This window comes from Kineococcus sp. TRM81007 (genome assembly GCF_022669155.1).
Classification (GTDB): Bacteria; Actinomycetota; Actinomycetes; order Actinomycetales; family Kineococcaceae; genus Kineococcus.
On record NZ_JALBVB010000029.1, the window covers coordinates 59,150 to 73,105 of the forward strand.

At 74.5% G+C, this 13,956-nt stretch carries 14 protein-coding genes, 1 tRNA gene and 1 riboswitch; of the genes, 9 read left to right on the forward strand and 6 right to left on the reverse strand.

Annotated elements, in window-relative coordinates:
• Nucleotides 1–124: 124 nt before the first annotated feature.
• A complete protein-coding gene (locus MN205_RS02525) occupies nt 125–826 on the reverse strand; it encodes a GntR family transcriptional regulator (RefSeq protein WP_242124004.1) in 702 nt (233 codons plus the stop codon).
• 103 nt (nt 827–929) lie between these two features.
• Between MN205_RS02525 and MN205_RS02530 the strand changes: the two genes are divergently transcribed.
• Complete coding sequence (locus tag MN205_RS02530; protein WP_242124006.1) at nt 930–1,244, forward strand: multidrug efflux SMR transporter; 315 nt, start codon at nt 930–932, stop codon at nt 1,242–1,244.
• A 147-nt stretch (nt 1,245–1,391) separates the two neighbouring features.
• On the opposite strand, the gene MN205_RS02535 is transcribed toward MN205_RS02530, so the two are convergent.
• The gene (locus tag MN205_RS02535; protein ID WP_242124008.1) at nt 1,392–3,176 is read right to left on the reverse strand and encodes an ATP-binding protein; all 1,785 of its coding nucleotides are present in this window, start codon (nt 3,174–3,176) and stop codon (nt 1,392–1,394) included.
• Between the two features lie 196 nt (nt 3,177–3,372).
• Between MN205_RS02535 and MN205_RS02540 the strand changes: the two genes are divergently transcribed.
• Nucleotides 3,373–4,362 (forward strand): NAD-dependent epimerase/dehydratase family protein, encoded by a 990-nt coding sequence (locus MN205_RS02540; RefSeq protein WP_242124010.1) that lies wholly within the window; start codon nt 3,373–3,375, stop codon nt 4,360–4,362.
• Nucleotides 4,363–4,392: 30 nt separating this feature from the next.
• Here the strand turns inward: MN205_RS02540 and MN205_RS02545 are convergent, their stop codons facing one another.
• Complete coding sequence (locus MN205_RS02545) at nt 4,393–4,686, reverse strand: DUF4235 domain-containing protein (protein WP_242124012.1); 294 nt, start codon at nt 4,684–4,686, stop codon at nt 4,393–4,395.
• 15 nt (nt 4,687–4,701) lie between these two features.
• Nucleotides 4,702–4,842, reverse strand: coding sequence for a hypothetical protein (locus tag MN205_RS02550; protein WP_242124014.1), 141 nt, complete (start codon nt 4,840–4,842; stop codon nt 4,702–4,704).
• Between the two features lie 187 nt (nt 4,843–5,029).
• Nucleotides 5,030–5,134: riboswitch (TPP riboswitch) on the forward strand.
• A 49-nt stretch (nt 5,135–5,183) separates the two neighbouring features.
• On the opposite strand from MN205_RS02550, the gene MN205_RS02555 reads away from it, so the two are divergent.
• The 3 genes from MN205_RS02555 to MN205_RS02565 all read left to right on the forward strand — a co-directional run bounded on the left by MN205_RS02555 (nt 5,184) and on the right by MN205_RS02565 (nt 8,237).
• Complete coding sequence (locus MN205_RS02555) at nt 5,184–5,795, forward strand: ECF transporter S component (RefSeq protein ID WP_242124016.1); 612 nt, start codon at nt 5,184–5,186, stop codon at nt 5,793–5,795.
• Nucleotides 5,788–7,368, forward strand: a complete 1,581-nt coding sequence (locus tag MN205_RS02560; RefSeq protein WP_242124018.1) for an ATP-binding cassette domain-containing protein — start codon at nt 5,788–5,790, stop codon at nt 7,366–7,368. The genes MN205_RS02555 and MN205_RS02560 overlap by 8 nt, the downstream gene beginning before the upstream one ends.
• A gap of 119 nt (nt 7,369–7,487) precedes the next feature.
• The gene (locus MN205_RS02565) at nt 7,488–8,237 is read left to right on the forward strand and encodes an energy-coupling factor transporter transmembrane component T (protein WP_242124020.1); all 750 of its coding nucleotides are present in this window, start codon (nt 7,488–7,490) and stop codon (nt 8,235–8,237) included.
• Between the two features lie 39 nt (nt 8,238–8,276).
• Here the strand turns inward: MN205_RS02565 and MN205_RS02570 are convergent, their stop codons facing one another.
• Together MN205_RS02570 and MN205_RS02575 are read right to left on the reverse strand one after the other, a co-directional pair.
• Nucleotides 8,277–9,398 carry a DUF3616 domain-containing protein gene (locus MN205_RS02570; RefSeq protein WP_242124022.1) on the reverse strand — a complete coding sequence of 374 codons (1,122 nt, stop codon included), beginning with the start codon at nt 9,396–9,398 and terminating at the stop codon, nt 8,277–8,279.
• Between the two features lie 113 nt (nt 9,399–9,511).
• Nucleotides 9,512–9,584: transfer RNA gene (locus MN205_RS02575), tRNA-Gly, on the reverse strand.
• Between the two features lie 219 nt (nt 9,585–9,803).
• Between MN205_RS02575 and dnaK the strand changes: the two genes are divergently transcribed.
• The 4 genes from dnaK to MN205_RS02595 all read left to right on the forward strand — a co-directional run bounded on the left by dnaK (nt 9,804) and on the right by MN205_RS02595 (nt 13,947).
• Nucleotides 9,804–11,681 carry a molecular chaperone DnaK gene (dnaK, locus tag MN205_RS02580; protein ID WP_242124023.1) on the forward strand — a complete coding sequence of 626 codons (1,878 nt, stop codon included), beginning with the start codon at nt 9,804–9,806 and terminating at the stop codon, nt 11,679–11,681.
• Nucleotides 11,681–12,283: a nucleotide exchange factor GrpE gene (gene grpE, locus MN205_RS02585; protein ID WP_242124025.1), complete on the forward strand. Its 603-nt coding sequence runs from the start codon at nt 11,681–11,683 to the stop codon at nt 12,281–12,283. Before dnaK ends, grpE begins: the two co-directional genes overlap by 1 nt.
• Nucleotides 12,284–12,332: 49 nt before the next feature.
• On the forward strand, nt 12,333–13,379 hold the full coding sequence (locus MN205_RS02590) for a DnaJ C-terminal domain-containing protein (RefSeq protein ID WP_374115814.1): 1,047 nt from the start codon (nt 12,333–12,335) through the stop codon (nt 13,377–13,379).
• Between the two features lie 178 nt (nt 13,380–13,557).
• A complete protein-coding gene (locus MN205_RS02595) occupies nt 13,558–13,947 on the forward strand; it encodes a heat shock protein transcriptional repressor HspR (protein ID WP_374115817.1) in 390 nt (129 codons plus the stop codon).
• The last annotated feature ends 9 nt before the right edge of the window (nt 13,948–13,956 follow it).

The window sequence follows — 13,956 nt, forward strand, 5'->3', positions numbered from 1 at the left end:
GGGACCGTCCGGCATTGGACTGTCTTCGTTCCTACTGTTGACAGTAGGACGGCGGAACTGTGGCACGTCGGGGTGGGCGTCTGTCAAGTGCCCAGCGGGCCGGTGAGGGACCCGCTGCGGCTGGTCAGCCGGCGGCGGACCCCGCCCGCTCGTGCATCCGCTGCTCGATCCGCGTCGCCGCGTCCCGCATGTGGGTCCGCAGGAACTCCCGGCCGCCGACGGCGTCACCGGCCTCGAGCAGGTCGGCGATCGGCGCGTGACGCTCGTAGGCCATGTTCAGCGCCGCCGTCTCCGCCCCGGCCGCCGTGACCGCCGCCCGGGCCAGGCCGCTGACCGAGCGCCAGCTGTGCAGCAGCGTGGTGTTCCCGCTCAGCTCGCAGAGGCGCTCGTGGAACGCCAGGTCCGCGTCGAGCTGGGCCGTGAAGTCGCCCTCCGCGTCCCGCAGCGTCTCCAGCTCCTGACGCACCCGGGCCACCGCGGGGGCGCGGTCCTCGCGCGCGCAGATCAGCTCCAGCGCCAGGCTCTCCAGCGCGTGCCGGACGGCGAAGATCTCCTCCACCTCGCGCTCGGTCACCACGCGCACCGACAGGCGGCCGCGGGCGTCCGCCGTCAGCAGGCCCTCCTGCTGCAGCTGGCGCAGCGCCTCGCGCAGGGTCCCGCGGCTGACGCCGAGCGCCTCGCTGAGCTCCACCTCGGCCAGGTGGGTGCCCGGGGTCAGCTCGCCCGAGCTGATCGCCTCGCGCAACCGGGCGTGGATGAGCTCGCGGCGCGTCTGCAGCTCGATGGACCCCAGTGCGCGCAGCGGGGACTTGGCTCCGGGGGTCACCGGCTCAGGGTATCCGGGGCTGTGCGGCACCCCGCCCGCCCGACGCGGTGCCCGGCTCCGGTAGACGTGGGACCGTCGTCCCCCCTCTCCCCCGGAGGTCCCCGTGCACTGGATCGTCCTCGTGCTCTCCGGAGCCCTGGAGGCGGTGTGGGCCACCGCCCTGGACCGCTCGGAGGGGTTCACGAAGCTGTGGCCCACCGTCGTGTTCGCCGTCTCGGTCGTCGCCAGCATGGCCGGGCTGGCGTACGCGATGCGCGAGCTGCCCGTCGGCACCTCGTACGCGGTGTGGGTGGGGATCGGCGCCGTGCTGACCGTGGCGTACGCGATGCTCACCGGCGCGGAGAGCTTCTCCGTGCTCAAGGTGCTGTTCCTCGCCGGGATCGTCGGCTGCGTCATCGGGCTCAAGGTCGTGCACTGAGGCCTCCGCGCATCGCGGACCGGCTCCGCCCGTGTCCCGACCGTGTCGCTCGCTGCCCCGCCCGTCCCAGTGCCCGTCCCAGCGCCCGTCCCAGCGGGCGGGGCAGCGCCGAGAACGGCGGCACCACCGCAGCGGCGAGGTTCGATGTCAGTCCTGCTGGTCGGCGCTGTGGTAGCGGGTGCCTCGCTTGCCCTGGCCTCCCTCGACGTGGATCTGTGACCGTGACCTCAGCAGCCTCAGGGCGTGGGTCACTTGCCGGTGGCTCAGCCCCGCCGCCTCCTCGAGCTCGTGGGCCGTCATCCCGGGTGATGCGGTCAGGATGTCGAGCAGTGCTCCGGCGTTGTCCTCGCGAGCGCCTCGGTAGCGGGGGGTGGAGCCGCTGACCTGAGGTGGCGTGCGGTTCGGAGGCTCGCCGTCGACGGGAGCAGGGCGGCTCTGGTCCGCAGCGTGCGCAGCAGCGGCGCTCGGGTCCGCTCCTCCGGGGCGCAGGCTGTCGGCGAGCCGGTACAGTCGGCCGCCCCGTTCTCCGACTGCTTCCGCGACCCCCTCCTCCACGAGTCCTCCCAGCACCGAACGCGCTTCTCGTGAATCCATCGGAAATGCTTCTCGAAGTGCTTTGTTGGTGTAGGTCGCGCCGTGACGCATGTTGACCAGGACGTGCCTCTGCGTGTCGCTGAGGTGCATCGACCTCAGGCCGGACAGCCATGTCAGGTCGTCGGCGGCCAGGAGGGTGTGGCTGGGGACTCGAACGGTGAACCGGATCGCCTGGTCGTGGAACCGGGGCGGCGCCATGCCCGCTGACCGCAACTCGCGGAGAACGGTCGGGATGCCCGACGCGAGGGCCTCGACCACGCGTGCCGACCCCGCGTACCGCACGTTCCGGCAGATGCCGACGAGGTAGGCGTTGCGAGCGGAGGTCACCCCTGTGGTGCCCAGCCTGTCCACGGTCAGCCCGTACAGGCCTCCGGGGTTGGACAAGATCAACTGGTCGGGCTCGAGACGGAGGGTCGCCGCTTCGTTGAAGGCGTGGGGACCGAGGTCCCGGTGCACCAGCGCATTGCTCAGCAGTTCCCTCACGGCGATGGGGGGAAATTCCGGCTCATCCCGTCCGTGGCCGTCCGCACTGAACCTCACTCTCTTCCTGGTGTTCCTCGAGACCCACCTGAGTGCTTGGTCCAGCATCGCCGGGATCGGGCCGTCGAACCTCGGTGAGTCGGCTGATCGTGTCCCGGGTGGGTCGTCGGGCGAGGGAGGTATCGAAGCTTGGAGGACGAAGCCGGGGAAGTGCTGTTGAGGGTAGGTCCCGAGGGCGAGCAGACCGGCGACGGACGGGACGCGTTCGCCGGTCACGAGGACGCCCGTCCGGAACAGCACTTCGTCGTCCGCCATGGTGGAGAGCCGGTGCGACGTCGAACGGCAGGAGTCGACGTAGTCGGCGACGAGCTCGGGGTCCAGGTCGCTCGCGGTGGCCGTGCTCACCGGTTCGGCGTCGAAGCGAGGTGTCGTGCGGTTCGCGATGAGGGCCTGTTCCTCCAGGTCGCTGAGCTGGTAGTCGCCGTCGTAGGCCCGCAGGTACGCCTTGCGGGTGGACTTCACTCGGCAGGGCTTCAAGCTGGGGTGGGCCTCTTGCACGGTCGCGACCACGACGGTCGAATCCTCGAACTGCAGGGCGGACGTCTCCAGCACGACCGGAGGCTCCAGGGCGCTGCGTGCGGTGGAGGCCAGTGCGGCCTGGCAAGCCACCGGGTCGTAGACGCCCCTGCTGGTGAAGGCTCCGCAGTCCTCCTCCAGGCCCAGGATCAGCACCCCGCCACCCGGGGTGTTCGCGAAGGCCGACAACGTGGAGATCGCGGACTGGGGGAAGCCGCCGGCGGCGAGCTTGACCTCCACCTCCGCCAGGTCGTTCCCCTCGGTCCGGAGGTCGCCGACCACGGCTGTCAGCTCACGTACATCCACTCTCCGAAATGTACAACGAGTCGGTGGAGGTTTGAAGATGTACGACTGGAGGCTCTGCGCCCGATGAGCGAGCCGCCCGTGAGAGCGCGCGTCGGTGCGGTGAGGCTTACTGTCGTGCGCGCCACCCGGACGGGCGGCGCACGACGACGGTGTCGAGGACGGGAGTGGGCGCGTGGCGCTGAAGGTGCTGTTCCTGGGGGGTACGGGGATCATCAGCTCCGCGTGCGCGGCGCTGGCCGTGGAGCGGGGGGTGGACCTCACGGTCCTCAACCGCGGCGGCACGGCGTCCAAGCGCCCCCTGCCGCCGGGCGTGCGGCAGGTGACCGCCGACGTGCGCGACGTCGCCGGTGTCCGCGAGGCGCTGCGCGGCAGCGAGTTCGACGCCGTCGTGGACTTCCTGGCGTTCACGCCCGAGCACGTCGCCGCCGACGTGGAGACGTTCCGCGGCCGCGTCGGGCAGTACGTGTTCATCTCCAGCGCCTCGGCCTACCAGAAGCCTGTCGGGCACCTGCCGATCACCGAGTCCACCCCACTGGTGAACCCCTTCTGGCAGTACTCCCGCGACAAGATCGCCTGCGAGGAGCTGCTGGTGCGTGCCCACCGCGACGAGGGGTTCCCCGCCGTGGTGGTGCGGCCCAGCCACACGTACGACCGCACCTCGCTGCCCCTGGACGGCGGGTGGACCGCGGTGGAGCGCATGCGCCGCGGCGCGCCGGTCGTCGTGCACGGCGACGGCACCTCGCTGTGGGTGCTCACCCACCACACCGACTTCGCGAAGGGGTTCGTGCCGCTGCTGGGGGAGCCGGCGCTCACCGGCGACGCCGTGCACATCACCTCCGACGAGGCGCTGACCTGGGACGCGATCCACCGCACCGTGGCGCGCGCCGCGGGGGTGGAGGACCCCGTGCTCGTCCACGTGCCCTCCGACGCCATCGCCCGCGACGACCCCTCGCGGGGTCCGAGCCTGCTGGGCGACAAGGCGCACTCGGTGGTCTTCGACAACACCAAGCTCAAGCGGTTCGTGCCGGGGTTCGCGGCGACCACGAGCTTCGCCGCCGGTGCCCGCGAGGCCGTGGCGCACCACGACGCGCACCCGGACCTGCGCCGCACCGACCCGGAGGTCGACGCCCGCCACGACCGCCTCGCCGCCCGCTGGGGCTGAGGCGGGCGCGGCGGGCGCCGTACCGTCGGGTCAGGAGGTGGCGGCCTGCCGCCCGCCCTCCAGGCCGGGGGGCTGGTCGCCGGTCGCCTTGCGGTACAGCACCGCGGCCTGGCGCTCCACCAGCAGGCGGCTCAGGCCGATGATGGCGCCGGAAGCCAGTGCCCAGGCGACCGCTTCCTTCCACGCCACGTCCGGGTCCTCCGGGTTGGCCGGCGGTTGCGTCTTCGTGACGGTGACCCAGATCTTCTTCGTGAGGCGGTTGGCGACGGCACCCGCCGCGACGGCGGCACCAGGGCCGACGAGCTTCCAGACGAGGGGACTCATGTCGCGCACCCTGCCCTAGAGCACGCCCAGGAGCCAGCTCAGCACCGGCAGCAGCGCCGTGGCGGCGGCGCCCAGCAGCGCCACCACGAGCACGACGGTCACCAGGCGCGTCCCCCTCGAGGGGCCGCCGTCCGGTCCACGCAGGTGTCGCAGCACGCCCCCATCCTCCCCGACGTCCCCGCGTCCCTCCCTCCTCCCCTCCTCCGGCGGTCGCCCACCACGACGCACCTCCCACCCCCCGCGGTGGTCTCGCGCGGTCGAGCGCTCGCCCTCGCAAGACCACGGCGGGGGCGGCAGGAGGCCGGGGGAGGGGTGGGGGGTGGCGCGGAGCGGTAGGGTCGGGACCGAACGACAGGGGAGCGCCGTGGGGCGCTGAGAGTGCGGGCAGCCGCAGACCCTCGAACCTGACCCGGTTAGCACCGGCGTAGGGAGTCGGGCCTTCCTCGACCCGTGGCCACCAGCGCCGCGGGTCCCCCTCCTGCACCCGGGAGGTCACCGTGAGCACCACCGTCAAGACGCGCACCCGCCGGCCCGCCGGCCGCTGGCGCACCGTCGACCTCGTCACCGCCGCCGTCCTCGGCGTCGCGTTCGGCGTCGTCTTCTGGGGCTGGCACTTCGCCTACAGCGCCCTCGACCCGCTGTTCGCCCTCTTCCCGCCCGTCGCCGGCCTCGTCAGCGGCGTGTGGCTGCTGCCCGCCGTCGTCGGCGCCCTCGTCGTGCGCCGCCCCGGTGCCGCGCTGCTCGCCGAGATGGTCGCCGCCAGCGTCGAGGCGCTGCTCGGCACCCGGTGGAGCGCGAGCGTGCTCGTCTCCGGCGGCATCCAGGGCCTCGGCGTCGAGATCGCCGTCGCCCTGTTCCTGTGGCGGCGCTGGAGCCTCGGCGTCGCCGTCCTCGGCGGCGTGCTGGCGGCGTCGCTGGAGTCCGTCTACGAGTGGTTCGCCTACTGGTCGGCGTGGGGCTTCGACTGGAAGCTCGTCTACCTCGGCCTCTTCGCCGTCTCCGGTGCCCTGATCGCCGGCCTCGGCGGGTGGGCGGTCGTGCGGGCGCTGGCGCGCGCCGGTGCCCTGTCCGCGTTCGCCGCGGGCCACGAGCACCGCGCCCGTGGTTGAGCTCACCCGTGCCGCACCCGCCGCGCTGCGAGTGCGGGTGCGGGGCCTGAGCGTCACCCCGCCGGGCGCGGCCCGGCCGGTGCTGTCCGGCGTGGACCTCGACGTGCCCGCCGGGCAGCGGGTGCTGCTCGCCGGGCCCAGCGGCTCGGGCAAGTCCACCCTGCTGCGCGCCCTCGCCGGGGTGGTGGAGGAGGGCCCGGGCGGCGAGCCGGCCGCCACCGGTGAGGTCCTCGTCGGCGGCGAGGGCGCCCGCCCGGGGGTGGCGGGGCTGCTGCTGCAGGACCCGCAGGACGCGGTCGTGGCCACCACCGCCGGGCGCGACACCGCGTTCGGCCCGGAGAACCTCGCCCTGGCCCGCGAGGAGGTGTGGCGGCGCGTGGCGCGCGCCCACGCCGCGGCCCGCTTCACCGCCGGGCGCGAGCGCGAGGTGGTGACCCTCTCCGGCGGGGAGCGCCAGCGCCTGGCGCTGGCCGGGGTGCTGGCGCTGGCGCCGGGTCTGCTGCTGCTGGACGAGCCGACGTCGATGCTCGACGCGCCCACCGCGGACGCCGTGCGCGCCGCGGTGCTCGAGGCGGCCGACGGCCGCACCCTCGTCGTCGTCGACCACGACCTCGCCGGGTGGGCCCCGCACGTGGACCGGGTGGTGCTGCTGGGCCGGGACGGCCGTCCCGCCGCCGACGGGCCGCCGGGGCGCGTGCTCGCCGTTGGGGCGGGCGGCGGGGCGGGTGACGGCGAGCTGTGGCTGCCCGGCGCGCCCGACCCCGCCCCGGCCGACGTGCCGGCGGGCCTGCTGGCCCCGCGCCCGCGGGTGGGCGGCGACGCCCTGGTGGGGGAGGGCCTGGGTCTGGTGCGCCGCCGGCGCGGGCTGCGGCCCGCCGCGCCCGCGACCGTCCTGACCGGTGTGGACGTGGCGGTGCCGACGGGGCGGGTGACGCCGCTGACGGGTGCCAGCGGGTCGGGCAAGTCGTCCCTGCTGGGCGTGCTCGCCGGGCTGACCCGCCCCACCGCCGGGGACCTGCGCGCCGCGGCCGCGCTGGCCGCCAGGCTGCGCCCGCAGCCGTGGCGGTGGCGCTCGCGGGAGCTGGCGGCGCGCGCCGGCTGGGTGCCGCAGACGCCGGAGCACGCGTTCGTGCGTCCCTCGGTGCGCGCGGAGGCCGCCGCGACGGCCGCGGCGCTGGGTCTGGGGGCCGACCGGTCGGACGCCCTGCTGGAGCTGCTGGGCCTGGCGCACCGCGCGGACGTGGACCCGTTCCGGCTCTCCGGCGGGGAGCAGCGCCGCCTGGCGCTGGCGGGTGCGCTGGCGGCCGGCCCGGCGGTACTGCTGGCGGACGAGCCGACGGTGGGTCAGGACCGGCGCACGTGGTCGGTGGTGGTGGGCCTGCTGCGCGCGGCGGCCCGCGACGGCGCCGCCGTCGTCGTCAGCAGCCACGACGACCGGTTGCTCGGTGCGGTGGACCCCGCCGGGACGGCCGCGGTGCACCTGGACGCGGGGCGCCGGGTCGGCGGGCACCGGGTCGCCGGGCCGCCCGCGCGGACCCCCGCGGGGGCCGTGGGCGCGGGGAGGGCGTCGTGAGCGCCGCGCCGCGGTCGTCCACCGCCGCCCGCGACGTTGTCCACGGCTCTGTCCACAGCGGTGTGCACATCCCTGGGGACAACCCTGTGGGTGCACCTGTGCACGGTGTGGACGACGGGGTGCCCGCCACCCCGGCGCAGCGCCGCAGCGCGGGTCCGGGACCGCTCGTGCGGCACTGCGGGCCGCTGTCGCTGCTGGTGGTCTCGCTGCTGGCCGTGCCGGCGTCCTTCGCCGTGACGACGTGGGTGGCGGGCGCCGCGGCGCTGACCGCGCAGGTGCTGTGCCTGCCGCTGGTCGTGGAGCGCTGGCGGGCCCTGCCCGCCCGGCTGCTGCCGGGAGCGGTCGGAGCGCTGTCGGTGGGCTGGTCGGCGTGGCTGCTCGGAGAGCCCGGGCAGGGCGACCCGCTGCTCGCCGCGCTGACCGCCGCGCTGCGGCTGGCCGTGCTGGTGCTGCCGGGGGCGGTGCTGCTGGCGTGGGTGGACCCCGCCGAGGCCGGTGACCACCTCGCGCAGCGGGTGCGGCTGCCCGGTCGCGTCGTCGTCGCCGTCGTCGCGGCGCTGGGTCAGCTGAGCGCGCTGGCCGACGCGTGGGAGCAGTTGGCCGCCTCCCGGCGGGCGCGCGGCCTGGGGCCGGGCCGCGGGCCGCTCTCGCGCGGCCGGTGGCTGGCGTCCACGGCGTTCGGGCTGCTGGTGGACGCGGTGCGCCGCGCCGGCCGCGTCTCGGTGGCGATGGACGCGCGCGGGGCGGCGCCGGACGGCCCGGCACGCACGTGGGCGCTGCCGGCGCCGTGGCGTCGGGCGGACTCGGTGTGCGTCCTGGTGGGCGTGCTGGTGCTGGCCGTGCCGCTCGTGGTGAACGCGCTGCGCTGAGCGCCGCCGGGCCGGTGCGCCCGGCCCGGCGGCCGCCGCTCAGGCCGGCGGCAGGTCCCACACGTCGGCGAGCATCCCGCCGTCGCCGGTGTGCCGGGAGGCGGCGGGGGAGTCGAGCACGACGAGCAGCTGCTCGTCGTGGCCGGTGCCGTGAGCGTCGGGCGGGAGGACGGCGATGCCCTCGGCGTGGTCCTCGCCCCGACCGTGCGGCAGGTCCAGCACCACGGGCAGCTCGTCGGGGCGCACGACCTCGGCGCCGTCCGCGGCGCAGGCGCCGACCCAGCGGTGCACGCGCACCGGCCCGGACAGGCTCATCGACGGCCCGGCGAGCACCAGCAGGTCCTCCCCGTGCGGGCACAGGTCCCGCACGCCGAGGCCGCCCAGGTCCAGCAGGTGCAGGCGGTAGCGCTCGCCCTCGCCGGGGCCGTCGCCGAAGCGGGTCAGCTCCAGCCGGTCGGGGTGCTTCGGGTGGGTCTCGGGCCGCACCTCCACGACGACGGCCCACCCGCGCAGCACGGGGCCGCGGAAGCCGACGTACACGCGCAGCTCGCCGTCGTCGCGGTGGTGCACGGCGATGCCCTCGACGTCCACGCCGTTGTCCTTGCTGGGGATGCGCAGGAACGGGGCGATGAGGTCGTCGTCGGCGAGGAGGTCGGTCAGGGCGTCGTCGTGGGCGCCGAGCACGGCGGCGGTCAGCTCCTCGCCGTCGACCTCGACGCTGCGCGCGGGCAGGCCGGTGGCGGGGTCGATCGGCAGGCGCACCAGGACGTAGCGGTTGTCCTCGCGCACGACCTTGCCGAGGCGCTTGCGGGCCTTGGCGTCGGAGTCGTCGTCGCGGATCTTCTTGCGCTTGAGGCTGTGCGAGCCGATCGCCCACAGCCAGGGGCCGTTGCGGGCGATGCCCTCCAGGTCGGCCTCCTCCTCGCCGCCGGCCGGCAGGTCGACGAGGTCGGCGAGGTCCACGGTGACCTGCTCGGCGTAGCCGGTGACCTCGCCGTCGGCGGAGCGCTGCGCGGTGAGGCGCTCGACGGTGGCGGTCTCGTCGCCGGCGACCCACAGGTGCTCGCCGTCGGTGCGGACGGCGGAGAGGTTGGTGTGGGTCTCGCCGGCGCGGGAGGAGGGGGAGAAGCGCAGGGGCAGCTGCCGCACGGGGGAGTTCACCCGCCCGACCCTAGTGAAGGACCGGCCCGGCACGCGGGGGGTTCGTGCCGAGGGGGCCGGGACGGCGAACGCCCCCGGACCTGGTGGCCCGGGGGCGTTCGCGGTGCTCGCTGAGCGGACGACGGGACTCGAACCCGCGACCCTCACCTTGGCAAGGTGATGCGCTACCAACTGCGCTACGTCCGCACGCCTGCAGCTCCGGCCGGGCCGGTGCTGCGTGGCGTCGTAGACCTTAGCCCACTCCCGAGCCCGCTCCGAACCGGTCGGCGGACACGGGAACACGGCCGCCGTCCCGTCAGTTGAGCCGAGTGGGCTCAAGTGAGGTGACTCCCGGGTTGACAGATCCGGCGAGGTCCGCAGACTTGAGCGAAGAAGGCTCAACCGTCGAGAAGGGGATCCACCACCATGGCACGTGCGGTCGGCATCGACCTCGGTACCACCAACTCCGTCGTCTCCGTCCTGGAGGGCGGCGAGCCGACGGTCATCGCCAACGCCGAGGGTGGGCGCACGACCCCGTCCGTCGTGGCGTTCGCCAAGAACGGCGAGGTCCTGGTCGGCGAGATCGCCAAGCGCCAGGCCGTCACCAACGTGGACCGGACCATCCGCTCCGTCAAGCGCCACGTCGGCACCGACTGGAACGTCGAGATCGACGACAAGAAGTACACCCCGCAGGAGATCAGCGCCCGCGTGCTGCAGAAGCTCAAGCGCGACGCCGAGTCCTACCTGGGCGAGGCCGTCACCGACGCGGTCATCACCGTCCCGGCGTACTTCTCCGACGCGCAGCGCCAGGCCACCAAGGAGGCCGGCGAGATCGCCGGCATGAACGTCCTGCGCATCATCAACGAGCCCACCGCGGCCGCGCTGGCCTACGGCCTGGACAAGGGCAAGGAGGACGAGCTCATCCTCGTCTTCGACCTCGGCGGCGGCACGTTCGACGTGTCCCTCCTGGAGGTCGGCAAGGACGAGGACGGCTTCTCCACCATCCAGGTGCGCGCCACCTCCGGCGACAACCACCTCGGCGGCGACGACTGGGACCAGCGCATCGTCGACCACCTGCTGAAGAAGGTGCAGGGCAGCTACGGCATCGACCTGTCCAAGGACAAGATCGCCATGCAGCGCCTGCGCGAGTCCGCCGAGCAGGCCAAGAAGGAGCTGTCGACCGCGACCAGCACCGGCATCTCCCTGCAGTACCTGTCGATGACGGAGAACGGCCCCGTCCACCTGGACGAGCAGCTCACCCGCGCGCAGTTCGAGCAGATGACGCAGGACCTGCTGGACCGCACCAAGGCGCCGTTCCACTCCGTCATCAAGGACGCCGACGTCAAGCTCGCCGACATCGACCACGTCGTGCTCGTGGGTGGTTCCACCCGCATGCCCGCCGTGACGAACGTCGTCAAGGAGCTGACCGGCGGCCGCGAGCCCAACAAGGGCGTGAACCCGGACGAGGTCGTCGCCATCGGCGCCGCCCTGCAGGCCGGTGTCCTCAAGGGCGAGCGCAAGGACGTCCTGCTCATCGACGTCACCCCGCTGTCCCTGGGCATCGAGACCAAGGGCGGCATCATGACCAAGCTCATCGAGCGCAACACGGCCATCCCGACCAAGCGCTCGGAGGTGTTCACCACCGCCGACGACAACCAGCCGTCCGTGCTCATCCAGGTGTTCCAGGGCGAGCGCGAGCTGGCCCGCGACAACAAGCCGCTGGGCACGTTCGAACTGACCGGCATCGCTCCGGCCCCGCGCGGCGTGCCGCAGGTCGAGGTCACCTTCGACATCGACGCCAACGGCATCGTGCACGTGTCGGCGAAGGACCGCGGCACCGGCAAGGAGCAGTCGATGACCATCTCCGGCGGCAGCGCGCTGTCGAAGGAGGACATCGAGCGCATGGTCAAGGACGCCGAGTCCCACGCGAACGAGGACAAGCAGCGCCGCGAGGAGGCCGAGGCCCGCAACCAGGCCGAGAGCCTCGTCTACCAGACGGAGAAGTTCCTCGCCGACAACGCGGACAAGCTGCCCGCGGACGGCAAGGAGGAGACCGAGAAGGCCGTCGCGGAGCTGAAGAGCGCCCTGAACGGCACGGACGCGGCCGAGATCAAGGCCAAGACCGAGGCCGTGGCGCAGGCCAGCCAGAAGCTGGGCTCGGCGATGTACGCGCAGGCGCAGGGCGAGGGTTCCCCCGCCGGTGACGCCGGTGACGCGGGCGCCTCGAGCGGCCCCGACTTCACGAAGCCCTCCGACGAGGACGTCGTGGACGCCGAGGTCGTCGACGACGAGAAGGACAAGTGATGTCGGAGGAGTTCCCCGAACCGACCGTCGTCCGCGACCGCCGTCGCATCGACCCGGAGACCGGGCAGCTGCGCGAGCCGGCGCCCGCCGCGGAGCAGCCCGCCGAGGCGGCGGATCCCGCCGCGGCCGCGCCGACCGCGGGTGGCCCGGACGACGGTGCCGCCGACGCGGAGCTGGAGGCCGCCCAGACCCTGGCCGCCGAGCGGCTGGACGAGCTGCAGCGCCTGAACGCCGAGTACGCCAACTACCGCAAGCGGGTCGACCGCGACCGGGACGTGGCGAGGAACGCCGCGCTCTCCAGCGTGGCGGAGGCGCTGCTGCCGGTGCTGGACGACGTGCACCTGGCCCGCCAGCACGGCGACCTCAACGGCCCGTTCGCCGCGATCGCCGAGAAGCTGGAGACGACGCTGGGCCGGTTCGGCCTGGAGCGCTACGGCGAGAACGGCGAGCCGTTCGACCCGTCGGTGCACGAGGCGCTGATGCACAGCCACTCGGACGAGCACGAGGTCGCCACCTGCGTGCAGGTGCTGCAGCCGGGCTACCGGTTCGGCGAGCGGGTGCTGCGGCCGGCGCGCGTCGCGGTGGCCGACCCGCAGGGATGAGCCCCGCGGGAGTTCCGAGGATCGACGCCACAGGGAGGAGGGGACGCCGGTGAGCATGCAGGACTGGGCGGAGAAGGACTTCTACGCCGTGCTCGGCGTCTCCCACGACGCGGACACCGCGGAGGTCAAGAAGGCCTACCGCAAGAAGGCGCGGACGCTGCACCCGGACGCCAACCCGGGTGACCCGGCGGCCGAGCAGCGGTTCAAGGAGGTCGGGGAGGCGTACGCCGTCCTGTCCGACCCCGAGCAGCGCCGGCAGTACGACGGCGTGCGCGCCATGGTCGGCGGCGGCGCCCGGTTCTCCGCCGGCGGTGCCGGGGCGCCGGGCGCCGGGGCGGGTTTCGAGGACCTGCTCGGCGGGTTGTTCGGGCAGGGCCGCGGCGCGCCCGGCGGGGCGCGCTTCGGCACCCCCGGCGGTGCCGGCGCGGGCGGTTTCGAGGACCTGCTCGGCGGGCTGTTCAACCAGGGCGGTGCCGGCGGGGCGGGCGGTCAGTTCGGCGGCCCGTTCGGCGGTCCGCCGCCGCCCGCGCACGGGCAGGACCTCGAGGCGTCGGCGCGGGTGTCGTTCCGCGCCGCGCTGGACGGCGCCACGGTCACGCTGCGGGTGCCCGACCCGCGCGGCGGGCCGGCGCGCACCGTCAACGCCCGCCTGCCGCAGGGCGTGCGCGACGGTCAGAAGGTGCGCCTGCGCGGCAAGGGGATGCCCGGCCCGGGCGGCGCCGGCGACCTGCTGGTCACCGTGCACGTCGAGCCCCACCCGGTGTTCACCCGGGAGGGCGACGACCTGCGCATGGTGCTGCCGGTGTCGTTCGACGAGGCGGTGCTCGGCGCGACCGTGGAGGTGCCCACCCTGGACGGTTCCACCGTCCGGGTGAAGGTGGCTCCCGGCACGCCGTCGGGCCGGACGCTGCGGCTGAAGGGCCGCGGCGTGAAGCGCTCGCGCTCCACCGACGAGCGGGGCGACCTGCTGCTGGCGGTGGAGGTCGTGGTGCCGCAGCGCGTGGACGGCGCGGTGCGCGAAGCGGTGGAGGCCTTCGCGAAGGCCACCGCCGGCGAGGACCCGCGCGCCGGTCTGGCCGACCGCGCCCGCAGCTGACCGCGGCGGTCGCGAGGAGGTCCGCGGGGGCCGTGCCCGGGAACGGGCGCGGCCCTCGCGGGGTCGGGGAGGACGCGGGGTTCCGGGGGAGACCGGGGAGGTGGAGGGCGTGCACGACCACGACCACGACGAGGACGCAGCGGTGTTCGTCATCTCCGTGGCCGCAGAGCTGGCGGGGATGCACCCGCAGACGCTGCGGCAGTACGACCGGCTGGGCCTGGTCTCACCCAGCCGGGCGCGCGGTCGCGGGCGCCGCTACTCCGTGCGCGACATCGCGCAGCTGCGCGAGGTGCAGCGCCTGTCGCAGGAGGACGGCGTGAACCTCGCCGGCATCAAGCGGATCCTGGAGCTGGAGAACCAGGTGACCGCGATGGGCCGGCGCATCGAGGCGCTGGAGGCCGAGATCGACCTGGTGCGCCAGCAGGCGCGCCGCATCTTCGCCGCCGGGATGGCCGGCGACATCGTCGCCACCCCCGTCGGCAAGCGCCCGCCGTCACCGCAGCGCTCCACGGCGCTGGTGGTGTGGCGGCCCGAGCGCACCGGGCGCACCGGGCGCTCCGCGCGCTGACCCGTCGCG